This is a genomic window from Streptomyces sp. NPDC006997 (genome assembly GCF_040635175.1).
Classification (GTDB): domain Bacteria; phylum Actinomycetota; class Actinomycetes; order Streptomycetales; family Streptomycetaceae; genus Streptomyces.
The window spans coordinates 53,078-75,873 of record NZ_JBEYHH010000018.1 but is presented as its reverse complement, the minus strand read 5'-3'; the positions used below and the strand labels follow the sequence as shown (position 1 = coordinate 75,873).

General features: G+C 70.6%; 16 protein-coding genes. 11 read left to right on the top strand and 5 right to left on the bottom strand.

The annotated features are described in order from the left end of the window. Positions 1-24 precede the first annotated feature (24 nt). From drmA to drmC, 3 genes are read left to right on the top strand one after another with little or no spacing between them, the layout of a single operon-like run. A complete protein-coding gene (gene drmA, locus ABZ659_RS19505) occupies positions 25-3,639 on the top strand; it encodes a DISARM system helicase DrmA (RefSeq protein ID WP_360221201.1) in 3,615 nt (1,204 codons plus the stop codon). After that, entirely contained in the window at positions 3,636-5,492 is a 1,857-nt protein-coding gene (locus ABZ659_RS19500) for a DUF1998 domain-containing protein (RefSeq protein WP_360221198.1), read from the top strand. Before drmA ends, ABZ659_RS19500 begins: the two co-directional genes overlap by 4 nt. Beyond that, entirely contained in the window at positions 5,474-6,310 is an 837-nt protein-coding gene (gene drmC / locus ABZ659_RS19495; RefSeq protein ID WP_360221195.1) for a DISARM system phospholipase D-like protein DrmC, read from the top strand. Before ABZ659_RS19500 ends, drmC begins: the two co-directional genes overlap by 19 nt. A gap of 59 nt (positions 6,311-6,369) precedes the next feature. Here the strand turns inward: drmC and aspS are convergent, their stop codons facing one another. Further along, positions 6,370-8,133 (bottom strand): aspartate--tRNA ligase, encoded by a 1,764-nt coding sequence (gene aspS / locus ABZ659_RS19490; RefSeq protein ID WP_360221192.1) that lies wholly within the window; start codon positions 8,131-8,133, stop codon positions 6,370-6,372. Positions 8,134-8,295: 162 nt separating this feature from the next. On the opposite strand from aspS, the gene ABZ659_RS19485 reads away from it, so the two are divergent. Next, positions 8,296-10,425: a SpoIIE family protein phosphatase gene (locus tag ABZ659_RS19485; protein WP_360221189.1), complete on the top strand. Its 2,130-nt coding sequence runs from the start codon at positions 8,296-8,298 to the stop codon at positions 10,423-10,425. On the opposite strand, the gene ABZ659_RS19480 is transcribed toward ABZ659_RS19485, so the two are convergent. Together ABZ659_RS19480 and ABZ659_RS19475 are read right to left on the bottom strand one after the other, a co-directional pair. Continuing rightward, a complete protein-coding gene (locus tag ABZ659_RS19480) occupies positions 10,404-11,498 on the bottom strand; it encodes an AI-2E family transporter (protein WP_360221186.1) in 1,095 nt (364 codons plus the stop codon). The two genes, ABZ659_RS19485 and ABZ659_RS19480, sit on opposite strands and share 22 nt — an antisense overlap. A gap of 66 nt (positions 11,499-11,564) precedes the next feature. After that, positions 11,565-12,359, bottom strand: coding sequence for a pirin-like C-terminal cupin domain-containing protein (locus ABZ659_RS19475; RefSeq protein WP_360221183.1), 795 nt, complete (start codon positions 12,357-12,359; stop codon positions 11,565-11,567). Positions 12,360-12,380: 21 nt separating this feature from the next. Between ABZ659_RS19475 and ABZ659_RS19470 the strand changes: the two genes are divergently transcribed. The 5 genes from ABZ659_RS19470 (at position 12,381) to ABZ659_RS19450 (ending at position 19,585) form a co-directional block, all read left to right on the top strand. Further along, a complete protein-coding gene (locus ABZ659_RS19470; protein ID WP_360221180.1) occupies positions 12,381-14,159 on the top strand; it encodes a recombinase family protein in 1,779 nt (592 codons plus the stop codon). 158 nt (positions 14,160-14,317) lie between these two features. Continuing rightward, positions 14,318-15,127 (top strand): hypothetical protein, encoded by an 810-nt coding sequence (locus ABZ659_RS19465; RefSeq protein WP_360221177.1) that lies wholly within the window; start codon positions 14,318-14,320, stop codon positions 15,125-15,127. A gap of 677 nt (positions 15,128-15,804) precedes the next feature. Next, entirely contained in the window at positions 15,805-16,977 is a 1,173-nt protein-coding gene (locus tag ABZ659_RS19460) for a DUF3631 domain-containing protein (protein ID WP_360221174.1), read from the top strand. Positions 16,978-17,349: 372 nt separating this feature from the next. After that, complete coding sequence (locus tag ABZ659_RS19455) at positions 17,350-17,904, top strand: hypothetical protein (RefSeq protein WP_360221171.1); 555 nt, start codon at positions 17,350-17,352, stop codon at positions 17,902-17,904. Then, the gene (locus ABZ659_RS19450) at positions 17,894-19,585 is read left to right on the top strand and encodes a mobilization protein (protein WP_360221168.1); all 1,692 of its coding nucleotides are present in this window, start codon (positions 17,894-17,896) and stop codon (positions 19,583-19,585) included. The genes ABZ659_RS19455 and ABZ659_RS19450 overlap by 11 nt, the downstream gene beginning before the upstream one ends. A 12-nt stretch (positions 19,586-19,597) precedes the next feature. On the opposite strand, the gene ABZ659_RS19445 is transcribed toward ABZ659_RS19450, so the two are convergent. Both ABZ659_RS19445 and ABZ659_RS19440 read right to left on the bottom strand, forming a co-directional pair. After that, positions 19,598-20,416, bottom strand: coding sequence for a class I SAM-dependent methyltransferase (locus ABZ659_RS19445; protein WP_360221165.1), 819 nt, complete (start codon positions 20,414-20,416; stop codon positions 19,598-19,600). After that, positions 20,413-21,738: an XRE family transcriptional regulator gene (locus tag ABZ659_RS19440; RefSeq protein ID WP_360221162.1), complete on the bottom strand. Its 1,326-nt coding sequence runs from the start codon at positions 21,736-21,738 to the stop codon at positions 20,413-20,415. The genes ABZ659_RS19445 and ABZ659_RS19440 overlap by 4 nt, the downstream gene beginning before the upstream one ends. Before the next feature lie 104 nt (positions 21,739-21,842). On the opposite strand from ABZ659_RS19440, the gene ABZ659_RS19435 reads away from it, so the two are divergent. After that, the gene (locus ABZ659_RS19435; protein WP_360221159.1) at positions 21,843-22,304 is read left to right on the top strand and encodes an ATP-binding protein; all 462 of its coding nucleotides are present in this window, start codon (positions 21,843-21,845) and stop codon (positions 22,302-22,304) included. Next, a complete protein-coding gene (locus ABZ659_RS19430; protein ID WP_360221156.1) occupies positions 22,298-22,774 on the top strand; it encodes a hypothetical protein in 477 nt (158 codons plus the stop codon). Before ABZ659_RS19435 ends, ABZ659_RS19430 begins: the two co-directional genes overlap by 7 nt. Positions 22,775-22,796: the final 22 nt, after the last annotated feature.

Sequence of the window (22,796 nt, the reverse complement as noted above, 5' to 3'; positions counted from 1 at the left end):
AGTGCGCCGACCTACGCTGGCCCCGTGACCCAGCAGCCTCTCGCCAGTCCAGGTGCCGAGCCGGACCCCGCCTCCGGGGAAGCGGTGCTGTCCACGCCCACTCCGCGCTACCTGCGCGACAAACTCGCCGAGCTGGTCGTACGTGATCTCGTGGGCCCCACCGGGGACGAACCCGAGGAACTGGCGGGCAACCCCCTTGACCACTACATCCTCGGACGGCTGGCCCCCGGTGGTGTGCGGGACGAGGACGGCGCGCCCCTGCGGACCGTCGGCAAGGTGGTCGAGCCCGAGACGCTCGACGAGCCGGTCATGGCACCGGAGCAGGAGCCCGAAGCCGGAGACCCGGAGCCTTCCGCGCCGGCCATGCCGAGCCTTCATCCGTCAACACTGGGGATGACGCTGCGGGTGGAGCGGCAGGTCCAGGAGCTGACGGTCGACTGCGCCTGGGGCCGGTACGAGCGCGGGGAATCGGAGATCGAGGGGAACCCCAAGCGGGTGTGGCACCGGGTGCCCTGCTCGGGCACGGTCACGGTGAAACTGGTCGAGGGGAAGCTGGCCGCACAGCCCGTGCACGCCCGGGACTTCCCGAACATCGTCGTGCGCGGCCGGGCCAGGCTGCACGAGGGGTCGTGGCTGGTGTCCCTCTTCCTCGTCAACGGGCAGGAGAACAAGCCCGGTGCCACCCACTGGATGTTCCAGGCCTCGATGGCCGTGTCGGGAACTCCGGGCACGGCGCCCTTCCTGCCGCGCCGCTCCGTCGAGCGGCCCGGCGGCGACCAGGACGAGCGGCGCTCGCTCGCCATGACGTACCGCTTCCATCCGGAGTTCGCCGTGGGGCATGGCACCGGGGTGCACGCCGATGCCGATCCGGCCGAGCCCAGGCGCGCCGTACGCCTCACCACCACGGCCACACCCTCGTACGAGATCCCTCACACCGACGTGCCGGACCCGCGCCGTGACCGGCGTGACGAGGACCTGCCGGAACTCAGGGACCTCGTACTGGACATGAGCGAGCTGAGCAGGCTTGACGCCACGTCCCTGCGGGCCGCGCTGCTCCCCCTCGTGGACGGTTACCGCTCCTGGATCGAGCGGCAGAGGAGGTCGGTCGACGATCCGGCCGCCGGGCTCGACGCCTACCGCGCGGAAGCCCTGGAGAACATGCGTCTCGCCGAAAGGGCCGCCGATCGCATCCAGGCGGGCATCGATCTGCTGAGGAACGACCCCGAAGCCCTCGACGCCTTCCGGTTCGCCAACCGGGCCATGTGGCACCAGCGGGTGCAGACCATCGCCGCGGGCGACCGACGCCGTACTCCCACCCTGTCTCTGGAAGAAGCGGTCCAAGCGGTCGACCAGCCGGAGAACCGCAGTTGGCGGCCCTTCCAGCTGGCCTTCCTGCTGCTCAATCTGCCGTCGCTCGCCGATCCCGCCCATCCTGAGCGCGCCGACGACGCCAGTGCGCTGGCCGACCTGCTGTGGTTCCCGACCGGTGGCGGCAAGACCGAGGCGTACCTCGGCCTGACCGCGTTCACCCTCGCCATCCGGCGGCGCAAGCCCCACCTCGGCGGCCTCGACGCCGAGCACGGGGTCGCCGTGATCATGCGGTACACCCTCCGGCTGCTGACCATCCAGCAGTTCCAGCGTGCCGCCGCCCTGCTCTGCGCCTGCGAGGTGATCCGCCGGGAGGAGCCCACCCGCTGGGGCCGCAACCCGTTCCGCATCGGACTGTGGGTGGGCGGCAAGGTCACTCCCAACACCACCGACCAGGCCGCCGACTGGGTCAAGGAGCGCAAGAGGGACAAGGGATACAGCGGCTTCGGCCGCACGGGCTCGCCCCATCAGCTCACCAGCTGTCCGTGGTGCGGGGCCAAGATGGAGGCAGGCCGCGACATCGCCGTCGAGACCACCCTGCGCCGGACGCTCATCACCTGCCCGGACGCCTATGAATGCCCCTTCGGTGCCTCGGCCTTCGGCCTGCCCGCCGACGAGCTGGGACTGCCGATCCTCGTCGTGGACGAGGAGATCTACCGCCATCCGCCCAGCCTCGTCATCGCCACCGTCGACAAGTTCGCCCAGCTGCCCTGGAAGGGCGAGACCCAGGCGCTGTTCGGGCAGGTCTCCCGGCGTTGCACGCGGCACGGGTACGTCACGCCGTCGGCCGTGGACGCGGAATGGGAGTCCTCCAGCCATCCGGCGAGCAACGGGCATGAGGCCGCCTCCACCGTGGACACGGTGCGGGTGCGCCCGCCGGACCTGATCGTCCAGGACGAGCTGCACCTCATCTCCGGACCGCTGGGGTCCCTGACGGGTCTGTACGAGACCGCGGTGGACCGGCTCTCCACCTGGCATCCCGAGCCCGACCGGGCGGTGCGGCCGAAGGTCATCGCCTCCACAGCCACGGTCCGCCGCGCCGACCGGCAGATCCACGACCTGTTCGCGCGAAGGACAGCGGTCTTCCCGCCGTCGGGGCTGGACGCGGACGACACGTTCTTCGCACGGCGACGCGATCCCAAGGAGACGCCGGGCCGTCGGTACGTGGGCATCTGCGCGCAGGGGGTGCGCACCAAGTCCGTGGCGATCCGGGTCTTCGTCGCCCAGCTCGCGGCCGCCCAGCATCTCTACGAGACCTACGGGGCGAGCGAGCTGACCGACCCGTACATGACGCTCGTCGGCTACTTCAACAGCCTGCGCGACCTGGGCGGAATGCGGCGGCTCGTGGAGGACGACGTCTCGGCGAGGCTCATCCGGGCGGACCGCCGAGGGCTCGCCGCACGGCGCATCGGTGAACCGGCCGAGCTGACCAGCCGGATGGCCTCCGACGCCATCCCCGACATCCTGGCCAAGCTCGACCTCACCTTCGGCCGTCGGCCCAAAGGCTCGCCCCGCCCCATCGACGTCCTGCTCGCCACCAACATGATCGCCGTCGGTGTCGACGTCTCCCGGCTCGGCGTCATGGTCGTCAACAACCAGCCCAAGTCGACCGCCGAGTACATCCAGGCCACCAGCCGAGTCGGCCGCCGCGCTCCCGGTCTGGTCTTCACCGTCCTCAACTGGGCGCGACCGCGCGACCTCTCGCACTACGAGACCTTCGAGTCCTTCCACGCCAGCATCTACCAGCATGTCGAGGCCCTGTCCGTCACACCGTTCGCGGACCGCGCCGTCGACCGCGGCCTGACCGGCGTTCTCGCGTCCCTCATCCGCAATCTCAAGGCCGACTACAACCCCAACCGCGGTGCCCAGTGGGTGGACCGCCGCGGCGAGGTCGTCAGCCACGCCCTGCGTTCGCTGGAACTGCGTGCCCGGGACGTCCTGGCGGACCGGCACGTCGTCGACGAGGTGCGTACCCGGCTCGACGCCCGCCTCGACTACTGGGAGCAGAAACGCAGGGCGCCCGGAGCCGTCCTCGGCTACCGCGCGGCCCGGAGTCAGGGCGATGTCGCCCCGCTGCTGCTGGAGCCGGACAGCGGCCCCTGGCGGCTCATGACCTGCCCGACGTCGCTGCGCGAGGTCGAGCCGCCGATCAGACTCATCTTCAGCGGCACCGCGGGACACGAACCCGATGACGAACCGCCCTACCTCCCGCGGCAGCAGGAGGACGACGGCGGCCTGGTCACCGACGAGGATCCCTGGGAGAGGACATGAGCAGCCCCACCGGCGCAGCGCTCCGCGTGGGTGAGCTGCGCCCCAGCCAGCTCCTGCACACGTACGGCATCGGCGCCGTCACCGATCTGCCGAACCTGTCCACCATGGTCCTGGGCCTCGACGAGTGGGACCCGGTCCGTGCGCGCGTCCTGACCGAGGACCGCCTCCTGGCCGCCGTACGCCGCCGCCTCGGCGGCACGGTCACCGCCCTGCGCACCCCGCCCCACCTGCCGGAGAATCCCGCGGACCCGTACGGCGACTGGACCAGGACAGGAGTGCCGGTCGGGCTGTTCCCGCGCTGGCTGCGCTGCTCACGCGAGCGGTGCAACCAGCTGGCGCCCGCGTCGAGCGGCCTCTTCCAGCTCCGGCCTAACCTGTACCGACCGGAAAAAACCAAGTACGTCCACACCAACTGCGGCGGTCCGGGCAAGGGCCAGCCGACCGCCCTGCCCGCCCGGTTCCTGGTCGCCTGCAAGGACGGCCACATGGACGACTTCCCGTGGGTCTACTTCGTCCACGGCGGTGGGGCGCCGTGCGAGAACCCGACGCTGAGCCTGACCGAGTCGGGCACCACGGGCGAGGCCGCCAATATCTTCGTACGCTGCACGTGCGGGGCGAGCCGGTCCATGGCGGACGCCATCGGTCAGGCCGGGGAGCGGAACCTTCCGGCGTGCCGTGGCCATCACCCGCATCTGGGCACCTTCACCCCGGACGGCTGCCCGGAACACGCGCGCACCATGGTGCTGGGCGCCACCAACAGCTGGTTCGCCTCCCAGCTGAAGGTGTTCAGCATCCCGCGCTCCGAGGAGCCGCTCACTCAGGCGGTCAGGGAGCACTGGAGCCTGCTGTCACCGCTGGCCGCCGTACCGGCGGACGCGGCGAAGATGCTGCTGCCCACGCAGGCGTGCTGGACCGAGCTGGAGCAGTACGGGGCCGATGCCGTGTGGGCCGCCGTCACCAGGGAGGCTCAGGCGGTGTCGGGCCAGCAGAGCGACGAGGACGAGGAGTTCGACCTCATCACGCCCGAGTGGCGGGCCTTCACCCATCCCCGCGACCATGCGCTGCCGGACTTCACCACCGTCCGAGAGCGGCACGTACCCGACGGGACGACCGACTGGCTCGACAGTGTCGTCCTGGTCCACCGGCTGCGCGAGGTCTCGGCGCTCACCGGTTTCACCCGGATCGAGGCTCCCGAATGGCTGCCGGACGAGGAGGTGCAGTCCCGGTCAGGGGCGCCCCTCAGCCGGAGCGACCCCACGTGGGTCCCCTGCGCGGAACTACGCGGCGAGGGGGTGTTCCTCGCCCTCAAGGAGCAACAGCTCGCCGAGTGGGAACAGCGTGAGGCGGTACTCGCCCGCGAGCGGATCCTGAAGGACGCGCACTGGGACTGGTGCATCGCCCGCGGCGTGGAGCCCCGCTGGCCCGGCATCCGATACGTCCTCCTGCACACCCTGGCCCATGTGCTCATCCGCCAGTTCGCCCTGGAGTGCGGCTACGGAGCCTCGGGCATAGCGGAACGGATCTACGCCCGCTCCGGCCCGGAACCGATGTCCGGAATCCTGCTGTACACGGCGGCTCCCGACAGCGAGGGAACCCTGGGCGGTCTGGTCTCGCTGGGTCGCGGCAACCGGCTCGGACCGGCCGTCGCACAGGCCCTGGAGGAGGCCCGGCTGTGCAGCTCCGACCCGATGTGCGCCGAGCACGATCCACGCGTCCACGCCCGGTTGCACGGGGCGGCCTGCCACGCCTGTCTGTTCGCGGCGGAGACCTCCTGCGAACGTGGCAACCATTACCTGGACCGGGCACTGCTGGTGGAGACACTGGCAGACGACAAGTGCGCGTTCAGGCCGTGAGTCAGCCAGGTGAGATACCGGGTCGGGAGAGGCCGGACGGACCGCCACGTGACTCGGCGGGCGTGCCCGGAGCCCGAAGGGCGGCTCCCCAGCACCGGCTGCCCGGTCTGCTGGCCGCCCTCTGCGATCGTCTGCCTGAAGATCGCGTGGTCGCCCTGGAGCAGATCCTTGAGTCGGCGACAGGACCCGACGACGTCCGATTGAGCCGGTTCATCGCAGCGCAGTCCGCCGCCGGGCTCGCACATCAGCTGACGGAGATCACCCGTGTCTGGCGCGTCGAGGCTCCCGGTGTGACCGGAGCGGGCCTCGCGCTGGCCCTGGCCACCACCCGCGCCACCCCTCGGCCCAGGCCCGCTCAGGTCGTGATCAGCGGACCCCTGAGTACCTCGGTCCCGGCACGGCTGACCAGCGGAGTCGCCGTGGAGGTGATCCGCTCGGCAACGACATCGCTGTTGATCGCCAGCTTCGCCGCCCACGGCGCTCAGGACGTCGTGGCGGAGATACGAAGGGCGGTCGAGCGTGGAGTCGAGGTGGATCTCCTGCTTGAGGAATCCACTCAGGCGTCGGCGGCCTTCACCGCGCTTCCCGAGGAGGTGCGGATCTGGCATCGCGACGGAGCCGCAGGTGTCCTGCACGCCAAGCTGATCGCGGCCGATCGGCACACCGCGTTCCTGGGCAGCGCCAACCTGACCGACAGGGCCTTGTCCGAGAACATCGAACTGGGTGTGCTGCTCCGTGATCCACGCCTCGTAGAACCCCTGATCGAGCATTTCCGCTGGCTGTTGGCCCCGGAGAACGACGTCATGCGCCGTGCGTGAGTGGTCGGGCGAAGGGCCCGGAACCGACCACGCTTCCGGGCCCTTCGCTCAGGCGATCGCTACTTCGGCTGCGGCTTCCGCACCGACAGGTGCAGTTCCCTCAGTCGGGTCTCGTCCAGTTCCGTGGGGGCGCCCATCATCAGGTCCTGGGCGTTGCCGTTGAGCGGGAAGGCGATGGTCTCGCGGATGTTGGGCTCGTCGGCGAGGAGCATGACGATGCGGTCGACACCGGGGGCGATGCCGCCGTGCGGCGGGGCGCCGAAGCGGAAGGCGCGCAGCATTCCGGCGAACTGCTCCTCGACCGTCTCCCGGTCGTAGCCCGCGATCTCGAACGCCTTGAGCATGATCTCGGGCTCGTGGTTCCGGATCGCGCCGGAGGACAGCTCGACGCCGTTGCAGACGATGTCGTACTGCCAGCCGAGGATGTCCAGCGGGTCCTGGGTCTCCAGGGCCTCCAGGCCGCCCTGCGGCATCGAGAAGGGGTTGTGCGAGAAGTCGATCTTCCCCGTGTCCTCGTCCTTCTCGTACATCGGGAAGTCGACGATCCAGCAGAAGCGGAAGACGCCCTCCTCGAAGTGGCCCGCGCGCTTCGCGGCCTCCACCCGCACGCCGCCCATGATCTTCGAGACCTCGTCGAACTCGCCCGCGCCGAAGAACACGGCGTGCCCGGCGGCCAGCGAGAGCCGCTTGGTCAGCTCGGCGACGTTCTCCTCGGTGAGGAACTTGGCGATCGGGCCGGACAGCGCCCCGTCCTCACCGACGCGCACCCAGGCCAGGCCCTTGGCGCCCAGCGAGACGGCGTACTCGCCGAGCTGGTCGAAGAACTTGCGGGGCTGGCCGGAGACGTCCGGCACCGGCAGGGCGCGCACGTGCTTGCCCGCGAACGCCTTGAACTCCGAGCCCTCGAAGATGTCGGTGATGTCGACCAGCTCCAGCTGGGCCCGCAGGTCCGGCTTGTCGGAGCCGTACTTCAGCATCGCCTCACGGAACGGGATCCGGGGGAACGGGGAGGTGACGTGGCGTCCGCCGCCGAACTCCTCGAACAGCTCCGTCATCAGCTGCTCGATGGGCTGGAAGACGTCCTCCTGCTCGACGAAGCTCATCTCGACGTCGAGCTGGTAGAACTCGCCCGGCGAGCGGTCGGCGCGGGCGTCCTCGTCGCGGAAGCAGGGCGCGATCTGGAAGTACCGGTCGAAGCCGGAGATCATCAGCAGCTGCTTGAACTGCTGCGGCGCCTGGGGGAGGGCGTAGAACTTGCCCGGGTTGAGACGGGACGGGACCACGAAGTCGCGGGCGCCCTCGGGGGAGGTGGCCGACAGGATCGGGGTCGCCATCTCGTTGAAGCCGAGGGCCGTCATCTTGTGACGGATGGCGGAGATGACCGCCGTGCGCAGCATGATGTTCTTGTGCATCCGCTCGCGGCGCAGGTCCAGGAAGCGGTACTCCAGGCGCCGCTCCTCGTTGACCCCGTCCTCGGTGTTGATGGTGAAGGGGAGCGGGGCGGCGGCGCCGAGCAGCTCGACCTCGCCGACCTCGACCTCGATCTCACCGGTCGGCAGGTCGGGGTTGATGTTCTCGGTGCCACGGGAGACGACCTTGCCGTCGACGCGGACCGTGGACTCCTTGGAGAGCTTGTCGAGCGCCTCGTAGGCGGCCGTGCCGGGGCGGGCGACGAGCTGCGTGATGCCGTAGTGGTCGCGCAGATCGATGAAGAGGATGCCGCCCAGGTCGCGCCGATTGTGCAGCCAGCCACTCAGCCGGACGTCGGTGCCGACGTCAGAGGCGCGGAGCTGCCCGCAGGTGTGGGACCTGTACCGATGCATCGTCGTTCATCCAGTCTTCGCGGATCGGGGGCGTGTTTCACGTGAAACACCCCCAGGGTACCGGGCACCCCAAGATCGACTCTCATCCATGACCCCACCGCGAGGGGCGCCCCCGTAGGACTTCAGTGGCATCGTTCGATCACCTCTTCTTACAGTGGGGCCATGCGCACTGGTGAGCCCCTGCCCGCCGTGGGGCAGGTCCTCGCCGCCCTCGCGACCGGCCTCTGGCACTGGAGCACCGCGACCGGCCAGGTCACGGTGGATGCCGAGGCCGCCCGACTGCTCGGGCTGCCCGCCCAGCCGACCACCCTGACCGAGGCCCGGGTCAGGGCGCGGCTGCACCCCGTCGACTGGAACGAGATCACCGGCGTGATCCAGCTCGCCGTCGCCGAGGGCACTCTCGCCGAGGTCCGGATCCGGGTGATGGACGACCGGGGCCGGATCATCCGCGTCGTTCGGTCCCGGTCGAAGCCGACCTTCGACCGGGAGAAACGGGCCTACGAGCTGATCGGCACCCTCCAGGAGGTGACCGAACCGGCGCCGGGCACCCCCGCCGGGCGCAGAGCGGTCACCGGCGACTGGCGGCGCTCCCGGGAGGCGTTCCTGCTGGACGCGGGCCGGGCGCTGGCCGAGGCGCGGTCCACGGAGGAGGTGCTGCGGGTCGCGGCGGGGCTGTCGATGCCGGGGTTCTCCCCGGACGGGCTGGCGGTGTTCGGGGTGGACGGCGACCGGCTGACGATCATCGGCCACCACGGTCAGCAGGACGGTGACGAGGGGCCCTTCACGCAGATGGCGGTGGACACCGACTACCCGGCGGCGGAGGTCGTGCGTAGCGGGCGGGCGGTGTACCTGTCGTCCCCGGAGCAGTACAAGGAGCGCTATCCGCTGACCTGGCCGCTGGCCCAGCACTTCGGCCGCCGTTCCTGGGCGTTCCTGCCGCTGGTCGTGGCCGGGCGGACGATGGGCGCCTGGATGGCGGCGTTCAGCTACCCGGTGGCGTTCACCCCGGACGAGCGGTCGGTGCTGACGACGGTGGCCCGGATGCTCGCCCAGGCCCTCAGCCGTGCCGGTGTCGCGGAGTCGGAGCGGGAGCTGACCGACGGGCTCCAGCGCTCGATGCTGCCGACGCTGATCCCCCGTATCCCGGGGATGAGCGTCGCCGCCCGCTACATCCCGACCGGGGGCGGGCTCCAGGTCGGCGGTGACTGGTACGACATGATCCCGCTGCCGAGCGGCCGGTTCGCGCTGGTCATCGGGGATGTTCAGGGGCATGACGTGCGGGCGGCGGGGCTGATGGGACAGCTGCGGACGGCCCTGCGGGCGTACGCCTCCGAGGGGCACCGGCCGGACGCGGTGCTCTCCCGCGCCTCCCGCTTCCTGCACGGCATCAGTGTCGCCGCCGACGACGACCTCGCCGACCTGCGCTTCGCGACCTGCCTGTACGTGGAGGCCGACCCGGCGACCGGGGCGCTGGACATCGCCCGCGCCGGGCACCCGGACCCGGCGATCCGGATGGCCGACGGCACGGTGCTGAAGCGGCACACGGCGGGCGGGCTGCCGCTGGGCATCGACCCGGACGCCGACTACCCCACCACCCGGGTCCACCTGGAACCCGGCGAGACGCTGCTGATCTGCACCGACGGCCTGATCGAGACCGGCGGCCACGACCTGGACACCGGCTGGCTGCGCATCCACACCACGCTGGAGGAGCACAAGGGCGACCTGGAGGAGCTGGCCGACGCGCTGGTGCAGGCGGTGCACGGGCCGACCTCGTACTACACCACCGGTCCGCTCGTGGACCGGCGCGAGGACGACATCGCCCTGCTGCTGCTCTCCCGGGAGGACGGGGACGGCGGCCCCGGCGCCACGGTCGCGGCCCGGCCCCCGGTGCGCCGGACGATGATGACGGTGGCGCAGGCCGAGCCGGAGCGGATCGGCGTGGCCCGGCAGCAGTTGCGTGAGCTGCTGCACGACTGGGCAACGCCCGACCAGGTCGACTCGGCGGTGCTGCTGCTCTCCGAGATGCTCACCAACGTGCTCGTCCACACCGACACGGACGCGCTGTTCTCCGCCGAGGTACTGGGCGAGCCGGGCGACCGGCGGCTGCGGGTCGAGGTCACCGACGCCAGCGACGACCTGCCACACAAGCGGCGTCCCGGGGAGCTGGCGTCCTCGGGGCGCGGTCTGATGCTGGTCGAGCTGCTGGCGGACGCCTGGGGCGTGGACCCGCGCGGCGAGGGCAAGAGCACCTGGGTGGAGCTGGCCGAACGCTACGACCCACCGGACCCCTGAGCGTCGTACCCGCCCGGCTGCTGAGTGTCCGGCCCACCCGGCCGCTGGACGTCGTACCGGTCGCGGAGTTCGTGGAGGATGCCGAAGGCCGCGGCGGTCAGCGGTACCGCGAGCAACATGCCGAGGATCCCGGCGACGGAGGCGCCCGCGGTGATGGTGACCATGACGACCGCCGGGTGCATCTGCACGGTGCGGCTCTGGATCACCGGCTGGAGCACATGCCCCTCCAGCAGCTGCACGGCCAGCACCACCCCGAGCGCCCACAGCGCGATGACGAACCCCCGGTCGGCGAGCGCCACGAGCACCGCCACCGCGCCGGAGATGAAGGCGCCCAGGTAGGGGATGTACGCGCCGACGAACACCAGCGCGCCCAGACCGAGCGCGCCCGGCACGTCGAGGACGAGCAGCCCCACGGTGATGCAGACGGCGTCGATCAGCGCGATGAACGTGGTGCCGCGCATGAAGCCCTCGACGGCGCCGAAGGCCCGCCGCGCCATCGCCTCCAGCATTCCGGCGCTGCCGCGCGGCGCGAGGTCGTGCAGCAGCCCGGTCGCCCGGTCGGAGTCGCGGAGGAAGAAGAAGACCAGCAGCAGGGCGAGGAGGGCCATGGCGAGGGTCTCGCCGACGACGCTCACCCCGCTGATGACCCCGGAGGCGGCCGTCCCGCCGAACTTGTCCAGCAGCTCCCGCGCGTTGGAGGCCATGTCGTCCAGTGAGGTCCCCGCCGCCCCGAAGTGGTCGGCGAGGTCCCGCGCGGCGGTCTTCAGCGAGGCGAGGATCTGGTCGCCGGTGTCGATGAGCGCGGCGACGATGATGTAGACGGCGCCGCCCACCACGGCCACCACGGCGACACAGGTCAGCCCCGCCGCGACCGACCGGTTGACGCGCGCCTTCACCAGCCGCCGGTGCAGCGGCCCGAGCAGCGCGGTGCCCAGCAGCGCGAGCAGCACCGGCACGACGGCCGTCCGCAGCTCCGCGCAGAGCCGGATCCCGACCCACGCCACCCCCGCGACGAGCAGCAGCACGGCGCACCAGGCGGCGAGGCGGCGGACGGGTTCCGGGAGGAGCTGCACCCCTTCACCCGAACACGCCGCGGCCGGGCTGTCCTGCGCGGACTGCCCGGCCGGGTGAGGCACTTGTCAGACGGAGGGTCGGATCACCGGCTCAGATGCCTCGGTCATCCCGTGGACCGCGGGGACGGAGCCGAGGCGGCCCTTCTGGAAGTCCTCGAACGCCTGCTGGAGTTCGTCCTTGGTGTTCATCACGAAGGGGCCGTAGTGGGCCATCGGCTCCCGGATGGGCCGCCCGCCGAGGAGGACGACCTCCAGGTCCGGGGTGTGGGAGTCCTGCCGCTCGTCCGCGCGGACCGTCAGCGAGCCGCCCTCGCCGAAGACGGCGGTCTGGCCCGTGTGGACCGGACGCCGATCCGCGCCGACCGCGCCGCGCCCGGCGAGGACGTACGCCAGGCCGTTGAAGTCCTCCCGCCAGGGCAGGGTGATCTCCGCGCCCGGCGCCAGGGTGGCGTGGATCATCGTGATCGGGGTGTGGGTGATCCCGGGGCCCGCGTGGCCGTCCAGCTCACCGGCGATGACGCGGAGCAGCGCGCCGCCGTCGGGGGAGGTGAGCAGCTGCACGCTGCCGCCGCGGATGTCCTGGTAGCGCGGAGGCATCATCTTGTCCTTGGCCGGGAGGTTCACCCACAGCTGGAGCCCGTGGAAGAGACCGCCGGAGACGACCAGGTGCTCCGGCGGCGCCTCGATGTGGAGGAGGCCCGCTCCGGCCGTCATCCACTGGGTGTCGCCGTTGGTGATGGTGCCGCCACCGCCGTTGGAGTCCTGGTGGTCGAAGATCCCGTCGATGATGTAGGTGACGGTCTCGAAGCCGCGGTGGGGGTGCCAGGGGGTGCCCTTGGGTGAAACCAGTTGGGGGTTCAAAAAATCAGCTAGAGTCCCCACATGATCAGACCAGGGGTGGTGACCGGCATGGACATCCATGCAGGTGTCTATGGGCGTCAGTCCGTGGGGCGCGCCAACAAGTCCGAGGTCAGCACGGTCACGCAGCGCGCTGCGGGTGTGGCCGAGGCCCAGCGGCGCGGGGCCGTCAGCATCACTGAGTACGAGGACCTCGGCATATCCGCGTTCACGGGCGACGGCCGCCCCGACTTCGACCGGCTGCTGAAGGACTGCCACGACGGCCGGATCAACCTGATCATCGTCTACTACATCAGCCGCCTGTCGCGGATGGATCCGCTGGACGCCATCCCCATCGTCACGGAACTGCTCAACCTCGGCGTGACGATCGTGAGCCTCACCGAGGGCGAGTTCCGCAAAGGCAATCTGATGGACCTGATCCATCTGATCCTGCGGCTCGACGCGGCTCACAGCGAGAGCAAGAACAAGAGCGACGCGGTGCGGGGCGCGAAGAAGACGGCTCGCGAACTCGGTGGCTATGTGGGCGGCAAGCCGCCGTACGGCTTTCGCATGGTCCCCGCGACGCGAACGACAGCCGACGGCAGGCCCGTCGTGATCCATGTCCTGGAGCACGATCCCGACGAGGTGCCGGTGATTCAGGACATGTGGGCGCGGATCAAGGAGCACAAAGACATGCCGTACCGGCCCGGAGGGGGACGCCGGCATCCGGGCTCCCTCACGGGCATCTGCGCTCAGATGACCGCCGACGGCGTGCCGACGAAGGGGCAGCGGGTCGGCAAGAAGACGAAGGACAGTATCTGGGATCCGAAGACGGCCATGCGCATCCTCCGCGACCCACGCATCGCGGGCTACGCGGCGACCCCGGTGTACAAGCGCCGGGAGGACGGCAAGCTGACCAGCACCATCGAGACCTACCGCATCGAACGCGACCCCGAGACCATGAAGCCGGTCCAGGCGTACCCGCCAATCATCCCGCCGGACGACTGGCACGAACTACAGAAGTGGCTCGACGGCAGGGGCCAGGGCAAGGGCCTGTCGCGCGGACACGCCGTCCTCTCCGCCATGGACGTCCTGTTCTGCGACTGCGGAGCGGTGATGACGTCGCACCGCGCCACCACTCCCAACAAGGCCGCGTACCGCTGCCGCCGTCGGAAAGCGCTGCCGGGCCAGCACGAGGGCGAGTGCACCATCAGCATGCAGACCCTGGACCTGTACGTTGCCCGGCGGATCTTCGCCCTCATCCAGACGGCCGAGGACGACCCCGAAACGGCGGTCTTCCTCGCCGAGGCCGCCCGTCGGTACGCGGCACAGACGGAACAGCCGGAGATCGTGGGCGAACGCCGAAGCCTCGTCACCGAACGGGCCGATGCCAAGCACGCATTGGAAGAGCTCTACGACAGGGAAGAGGCCGGCGACTACGACGACCCCGTCGGACGGCGCCGGTTCAGGGAGCGCAGGGAACGGCTCCTCGGCCGTATGGAGCGAGCGGAGGCCCGTCTCACCGAGTTGGAAGAGGCGGCGACGCCGACGCTCCCGATCCACCTGTGGCTGCCCCTGGGCGCGGGGGACGTCGATCCGGTAGGCGAGGGTTCGTGGTGGGAGGCCGCTACGACCCAGGAGCGCCGGGACTTCGTCAAGTTGTTCGTGCGCCGGATCACGGTTACCAAGGCGACCGGCGCGGGAAGGTCGACGCCCGTCGAGAAGCGGGCGGCGGTCGAGTTCGTACGACCGGAACAGGCCGAGGGCGATGACGCAGAGACTGGCGAATCGAGGCAGCAGGAGGTGCTCGCAGAAGCGGTCTGACGTGCCGCTGAACCGAGACGAGCGAGGGAGAGTACACCCACATCGCCGGTTAGCGAAACCGGCGATTCTCCGGAGCATTGACGGTGTCCTCGGGGGCTCCGGGCAGCCGCGTCGCTGCTCTGGCGCCCCTGCGCCTCCCAACCGTCAGGAGCCGTCTCTTGCACAACCCTGCGCCCAGCCCGGCCGCCGCTTCGCCGACCGAGGGCGACTGTTCTGGCCATCGCCGACGGCATCGCAACGCCGCGACGCATGGCTGCACCCGACCGCGCACCACTCACCGTCAGCGACTCGGCACCCCTCACACTTGCTCGCTGTCCAGGGCATCCGAGCAAGTCTCCGGTGACTGCGACTTCGGCCGCGTCGTCGACGGCAAGCTGCTCACCCGCCCGGTCTGGCGCATGCTCACGGTGTCGCCCCATGTGGCGGAGAGCATCGCGAGCGCGCTCGGAGCCGAGCCGCAGCGGCGATTGGCCAACAGCTTGGAGCAGTTCGAAGTCGTAGCCGAGAAGGCCAGCCTCCGAGTCGTCATCGAGAATGCTGACAGGCTGACAGGGCAGATGAAACTGTGGGACTCCCGTGGCCTGGCGCACCACTGCGACGGGCGTGCGTTCCTGTCCCCGGAAGCTGATGCAGGTCACCCTTGCGGGTGCCCGCCGACCATGGCCGAGCGCAGGGCGCGGGCCAGGGCCGGCCAAGGGCCGCAGCCGATCACGACACTTCTGTTCCGCCTGGCTGGATGCCCTAACGTCGGCTCGTTCCGCTTCAGGTCCTCCTCCTGGCGCTTCGCCGAGGGGGTGCAACGGACACGCACTCAACTGGCCGCGGTGGGGGACGCTGCGCTTTGCGAACTCGCGATCCAAACGGTCGAGTTCCCGACCCGAAATGGCCGCCGGGTCTGCTACCACAAGCCCGTTGTGAAAGTGCTCGGCCCCTGGGTGTCCAGCGCTGCGCTGAGCCTCGCCGCCTGAGTGGCGTTTCCGCACGAATCCACCCCGCGTAGCGGGCCCCTGCCTGCGCGCACCCCAGGAGCACTATGGAAGACACCTTCCCCAACCCGCAGAACACAACGAAGGCCATCTGGCCGCCGGTCGCCATTCCCGGCCAGACGATGCTGTCGCTCAAATCGAATCCCAACGGAGACCCCGCACGTCCCCAGGGCGGGGACCGCATTGCTGAGCCAGTCGGTCCCCACGGCTCCGGCCCCGGGGAGCAGGCCACCGCAGTTGATCCGCTGCCTGGCTCAGCGAGTAACGGTGACCCCCTATCGGGCCTGGGGACCACGCATGGCATCAAAGCAATGGACGCCGGGGACCGGTCCCCGGAACAGATAGGGACCGCACGCTCGACGATCACCCCTGCTCTGGCAGAGGATCCGCAGGTCAAGGCCCTGCGGACCGGACCCGGCAGCGCAGACCATGCTGGCACAGACGGACCGGAAGCCGGGGACCTGGTGGGGACTTCCGGTCAGCCGACCCCCGGATCCGGTCCCCGAGTTCCGGTCGCTCAGACCACGAAAGGGGATCGCCGTGGGGACGGCCCCCAGGGCACTTCGGGGACCACGCTCCCCGACAACAGGTCGGGGACCGGTGACCCTGCTGGTGCAGGCAGCCAGGTAGCTGCTGACGGGGTCGCGCTGCTGGACGAGTTGCGGGCAGCGATCGGCAAGTACGTGGTGCTGCCCAGCGAGGATGCGCTGACCGCGGTCACCCTGTGGGTGGCGGCCACGCACATCCAGACGGCTCTGCAGCACGCGCCGCGCCTGGCAGTGGTCAGCCCGACGAAGGGATGCGGCAAGTCCCGGGTTCTGGACGTGCTGCACGAGACCGTGCACAAGCCGATGATGACGGTCAACACCTCCCCGGCGGTCATCTTCCGCATCATCGGCAAGAACCCGCCCACCCTGCTGGTGGACGAGGCGGACACCATCTTCGGCCCCAAGGCGAGCGGTGACAGTGAGATCCTGCGCGGCCTGCTGAATGCCGGGCACCAGCGCAACCGGCCCGCGTGGCGGATCTCCGGTCCGGATCACAAACCGACCCCGTTCCCCACCTTCGCCATGGCCGCCATCGCGGGTATCGGCGACCTGCCTGACACCGTCATGGACCGGGCGGTCGTGCTGCGGATGCAGAAGCGCAAGCCGGGCGAGAAGGTCACGCCTTTCCGCTCCCGGTATTCGGTGCCGGAACTCAACGCGCTGCGTGACCGGCTGACCGCGTGGCTGGGTCCGCTGCGCGGGCAGGCTGCCCGCATGGTGCCGCAGATGCCGGTGGAGGACCGGGCGGCGGACACCTGGGAGCCGCTGGTCATCATCGCCGACCTGGCCAGCGGCCACTGGCCCGCCCAGGCCCGTGCCGCCTGCCTGGCCATGACCCGCCACGAAGCGGTCCAGGACGAGCAGAGCAGCCTGAAGACGCGGCTCCTGCGCGACATCCACCGCATCTTCGCGCAGGCGGACAACCCCGAGGCCCTGGCCACCCAGGATCTGGTCGCCTCTCTGCTCCAGGACGCCGAGGCCCCGTGGGCGGAGCACGGCACCAAAGGGCTGAACGCCTACCACCTGAGCAACCTGCTGCGGGACTTCAACATCAGCCCGGCCAACTACCGGTTCGACAAGGGCAGGCAGGCCAAGGCGTACATGCGCAACCGCTTCCTGGACGCCTGGGCCCGCAACTGCCCCGACCTCGTCGAGGCGGCGCCCGAGTCCGAACACGGCGCTTTTCCTGCTCGCGTAGTGCAGGGCAGGCTGCCCGCCGCCCCGGCGGGGACGTTGCCTGTCGGCCCGCCCGGTGGACCCGCCGGACTGAAGCGCTCTCTCTGATCCCACCGGGGTCCGTATCACTTCGTCGCATCCGTCCCCGCGCAGGTCAGCGCGGGGACGGGCTCTGTCGCCGGGACGGAGTTCTCCGTACCTGCCCATGTGTCCGTACCTGTACTGACCAGGCATGCGACGGATGCGACGGACGTGACACAGCCCCATCTGCCTCTGCACCGGAGCACCACCATGCACACTGAGAACGACACGAACCCCTCTTCTTCCCGCCGCTGGGGTTGGTTCAGCCGGGACCGACGAACGGCAGCAAGCTGGAGCGAACGAGCCCCTAATGGGGCTTCGTCCGCGCTTGCCCCGGCCCCTGGGGTGACGGAGGGAGAGAGGGCCGGGCGCCAGCGGGCGGCCGAGCCTGGGGAGGGGGTGGACGAGCCCCGCAGCACGTCTGCCGCCGACAGCCCCCAGCAGCCCGTCGCCGACTCCATCACCTCAGACGCCGAGCCGTCTGCCAATCCCCAACCGCCCGCCGCCGTTGAGCAGCCCTCGTGGCCTGAGCCCGACGCCCCCGCGCTGCCTGCGAGGATGAACCGCAAGCGCACCACCGAGAAGCGCGACCAAGAGAAGAAGATCCGCTTCACTCCGACCGCGGTCCACCTCATCGACGCCGCGGCCAGGCGGCGCCGCCAGAAGTTCGCCGGCTTTGTCGGCGACGCCGCCCTCGCCGTCGCGCTCGGCAAGGGGGGCATGGTCGGCAGTCCAGAGGACGACCCCATCCGCCCGCTGGTGGAGGCCATCGAAGCGCACACCAAGGCGCTGAACCGGATCGGCACCAACCTCAACCAGATCACGGCAACCATCCACTCCGGCGCGATACCCGAGCGCGCCGAGGCTGTCCTCGACCGCATTGAGCAAGCCGCCCAGGCCAGCTACGCACTGATGGACCAACTCCTGGCGGAAGGGGCCGCTCATGGTGCCTGACGTCTCCACCGGCTCCAGCACGCTCGGCCTGATCAACTACCTCTTCGGCAAGGGGCGGCGCGACGAGCACACCGACCCCCACATCGTGGCCGCCTGGGACATGGCCGGCACCCCTGACCCCGGCCGCGACCCCGAGGCCACCTACACCCGGCTCGCCCGGCGCCTGGACCACCACGTCGACCTCCGCACCCGGGAGCTCGGCGGAAAGCAGCCACCGCAGCATGTGTGGCACTGCCCCGTGCGCACCGCGCCCGGCGACCGCTACCTCACCGACGCTGAGTGGGCCGAGGTTGCCCGCCGCGTCGTAGCCGCCACGGGCATCGCCCCCGCAGGAGACGACAAGGCATGCCGCTGGATCGCGGTCCGGCACGCCGACGACCACATCCACATCATGGCCACCACCGTCCGAGCAGACGGCCGCCGCCCTCGTACGAACCGGGACGGATGGCGGGCACAGCTGGAATGCCGCAAGATCGAGGCCGAGTTCGGGCTGCGCCGCCTGAAGTCCGGTGACCTCACCGCCCCGCGTACCCCGACCGGCGCTGAGCGGGCGAAGGCGGAACGCCAGGGTCGGGAGGAGACCGCGCGGGAGTGGCTGCGCGAGCAGGCGTACGCGGTCGCCGCCGCCGTACGCAGCATCGACGAGTACTTCACGGTGCTGCGCTCCCTCGGCATCCAGGTCAGGCCGCGCATCGGCCCCGAGACGGGCGAGGTGACCGGCTACAGCCTGGCCGCGCCCGGCGACACTGCCCAAGGCGAGCCGATCTGGTACGGCGGCTCAAAGCTCGCCCCCGACCTGTCCTACAACCGGCTCTGCGAACGCCTTCCCATCCAGGAGCTGGCCGACCGCCCTCAAGAGCTGGCTGACCCGGCCGAACCGTGGCACCGCGCCGAAACCGCCATCCGCGACGCCCACGCCGTCCTCGACTGGGGGGACGACGCGGTGGCCCAGGGGCACCTGGATGCCTTCGGCGACGCCCTCCACAACCTGGCCCTCACCACCAACGGCGAGCACCGGGCCGAACTGCAAGCCGCCGCAAGGGCGTTCAACCGCGCCCGCCGCTCGGCGATCCGGGCCGACCACCAAGCCGCCACCGCCTTCCGGGAAGCCGCCAAGGAACTCGCCTACGCCCCACATGGTCCGGGCGGACTCGCCGTCGCCCTGATCTTCGCCGCGCTCCACTTGGCGCGCGCCGCCGCCAAGTGGCATGAGCAGCGCGGCCACGAGCAGCAGGCCGCCGCGGCCGAGGAAGCCTTCCGCCACCTGCAGGCTGGTTACCAGCAGACCGCCCAGCCAGTCTTGGCGAATCTCACCCGTCGCGCACCACGCGCCACAATCGCCAGCCGTTTCGAGCAGGATCTGCGCGCGGCCCTCCCCGACCACGCCGACGGCGTCCTCGCCGATCCCGCTTGGCCGGCCTTGACCACGACCCTCGCCCGCGCCGAGACCGCTGGCCACAACCCCCGAGACCTCTTGGCCGAGGTCGCCGCACGGCGAGAACTCGACAGTGCCGAACGCCCTGCCGAGGTTCTCAACTGGCGCATCACCGTGCAGCCGAACAGGCGAGCACAGGCAGCTCGCAGCCGGAGCAGCCGCATCACCACACCCGTGACGCCCACGCCACAACCCACGCCCACGACGGTGACCGAACGGCCTGCGGAACGCGGCCGCCGGCGATAGCCAAGTCGCCTCTCAGCGACGGCAGACGAGGATGCCGCCGAGACACCTGACCTCGAAGGTGCCCTTTCGGGCGATGTGATCGGCAAGGATCGTGCGGGCCCGCTCGATCGTGGCCTCGAAGGGCACGTCGTGCTGGTCCGCCCACGCCCGGTACGAGGCCATGTGCGCGATGACCGGCTCCGGGTCGTGGACCGTGATGGTGCCGGGCAGTTCGATCGTCTCCACCCGGCCGAACTCCTCCCGCAGGAAGGCCGGGGCCTTCTCCAGGGAAAAGCGGGCGCTGAGCGAGATGCGGGCCGGGCCGCGTCCGGTGCCGAGGACATCGCCCGCGGCCCGCTGCCACAGGTCGTCGAGTTCGGACTTGTCCAGGTCGCTGTTGGTGGAGGCGATCACCAGCCCGTCACGGGCCACGACGCGGGACAGCTCCCTGACCGCCTGCGGGATGTCCGGGACGTGGTACAGCATGTGCAGCGCCAAGGCGGCATCGACGCTCGCCGTGGCCAACGGCAGGCGGGTGGCATCCGCGACGGCGACAGGGCCGGGCACGCCGGCGAGGATGCCGGGGGCGATGTCCAGGCCGAGCAGGGCCAGCTCGGGCCGGTCGTCGCGGAGCCGCTGAATGAACTTGCCGTTGCCGCAGCCGACATCGACCACGCGCCCGCGTACGCCGCTCAGCTGTTCGGCGACGATGCCAGGCAGGTCGTAACGGGGTGTCTGCCACTGGTAGAGCGACTGCCGGGCGGCCAGGTCCCGGTCGCTGTTGTAGGCGCTTCCGGCGAGGCGGCTCCGGTCGGTGACGGCGGCGTCGCGTGCGGCGGACAGTTCGGTCACGTCGGCAGCTCCGGTGAGTGGGCGGCGGGTGAGGCCGCGAGGACGGCCGTGTGCTGAAGTCGTTCGCGTAGGTGGGCGGCGTGCGCGGCTCCACCGTACTGCGGCCCTCCCAGCTCCCGGCCCAGAGCGGTGAGCCGACGCACGATGCTGGCCGACATGCGTTCAGGCGGGGAGTCGAGGACGAATCCGAGCATCGCCTCAGTCCCGTCCAGGTCGCCCAGGAGCAGGTGGCCGCGTGCGAGATCGACATGGGCGGCGAACAGGTCGCCGACCGACTGGTCGTCGTCCTCGGCACTGCGGTAGAGCCGGATCGCACTGTCCGCGCTGACGATGGCCTGCTGGACGTGTTCCCTCCCGCCCACGGCCAAGTGGCTCGTGCCCGCGTACGCGAACTGCTTGGCGGCCGGGAAGGCGAAGATGCCCGGCACCTCGTCATGGCCGGGCATTGCCTCACGGGAGCGCTCGGCATCCGCAAGGGCGGCCACCGCGCTCACCCGGTCTCCGGCTACGGCCAGCGCACGCGCCTCCAGGCTCGCCAGCCGGGCTCCGATGCTGCCGGGAGCCCGGTGGTGGCGGCCGGCCTGCGCCAGCCGCGCCGCCTGCTCGTACCGCCCAGTCCAGTAGGCGATCAGGGACTCCACGGCCCGCACCCAGGCCAGCATCCCCTCGTGCCCGACCGCCTCCGCACACGCCCGAGCGGTACGGGCGTGGGTGGCAGCGGAGTCGTAGTCGCCCAGGTCCAAGCAGACGTGCGCGGACAGCCCGCACAAGCGTGAGGCCGCGACGTACAGGTCAGCAGTCTGCCGGGGATGCTGGCGCCCGCGCAGCAACTCGAACGCCCCGTCCCTCAGCCGCTTGATCTCGATGTACAGCTCCATCAGCGGATGGCTGACGTAGGCGCGTGCGAGCCGCGCGACATCGGCCTCCAACTGCTCGACGACGAACTCATCTGCGTTGCGCTGCGCGATGAACCGGGCGAAGTCCGCCGACATCGCCGCGTCCGCCGCCGACATAGCACCTGATCGCGAGGGCACCACAGGCCGCGCCGGAACGGTCTCCGCAGCCTTGTCTCCACCCTGGCGGCCCTTGCTGACCGCCACAGCACGGTCGAGCATTCCGATGTCGACGCCGAACACCTGAGCCAGGTACCTGCGGGTGTACGGGACCGGGATGCGCGCCTCGCGCTCGTAACGCCCAATCTCCTTACCGGTCTTGGCGGCCCGCCCCTCCAGGGCGTTGTATTCGTCGGCCACCCGCTGCTGGGTCCAACCACGCCCAGTGCGCAGCCGGATGAGCAACGCACCGATCCCCGTGTAGCCCATCCCATCTCCCAGGAGCATGCGAACTCTGGCCCCCATAGTGGCCCCCCGCATGGCCCTCACGCTGGCTCCCGACCCAAACGAGCGACGGCGGTTGGCTGTTGGCCATGCCCAGCAGACTGCCCGGCGAGCCGGACACCCTCGCACCGGAACAAGCCCTCGACGGCGCCGTCGAGCACGCATCGATGCTCTTCGACCGGCGCCGGACCACTCCAGGCGCCGCCCGCTCCTTTGTCGCCGAGGTCCTTACCCAATGGGGCCGGACCGAACGCCTCGACGACATCCGGCTGTGTACCTCCGAGCTCGCCACCAACGCCGTCCTGCACGGAGCTCCTGCGGGCGGACAGGTCCTCGTACGAGTCGAACTGCATGCCACCGTGCTGCGCATCGAGGTGCACGACGGCGGCAACGGCACACCCACCAAGCAGGAGCCACGGAGCACCCCCGACGACGGCCGCGGCCTCCTGCTGGTCTCTGCCGTCGCCGACCACTGGGGCGTGGAGAAGCGTCAGGGCCCCGGCAAGTGCGTCTGGGCCGCCTTCCACCACAGCGCGGTGCCCACATGCTGACGCCTGCCCGCACCGGGTCCTTCGCGCCTTCCGCCGGTCTGATCGCCTCCCTGGCCACCACCACGTGGTTGGACACCACTCCGACCGGCGCCACTCTGTGCTGCCTCCTTCTGGTGCCCCAACCGCCCCGCAGCTGCTACGAGACGCCGGCCGTCATCGAGCAACGCATGCGCGCCGTTGCCGAAGCTCTGCACCTCGGCCCCGCCACCACACCCCCGCCGGACATCGGGCCACGCCTACGTCTGATCGCCCCGGCTGAAGTGGCCCTGCGCTTCGACGGCACCCCGTACCGCAAACGCATCCCCACCGGCCGCCCCTGGACTCTGCTGCTCGGCCAAGGAACCCCGGTGGCCCTCGTCCTCGGCCTCGACCCACTCTCCCGCAGCGCCGCACCTGCGGAGATCGACTCCTACCTGGACCGCGCCACGCTCCTCCAGCGCCTCCTCTTCGGTCACACCCGAACCGAATGAACCCCAACCCACCCCAGGGGGA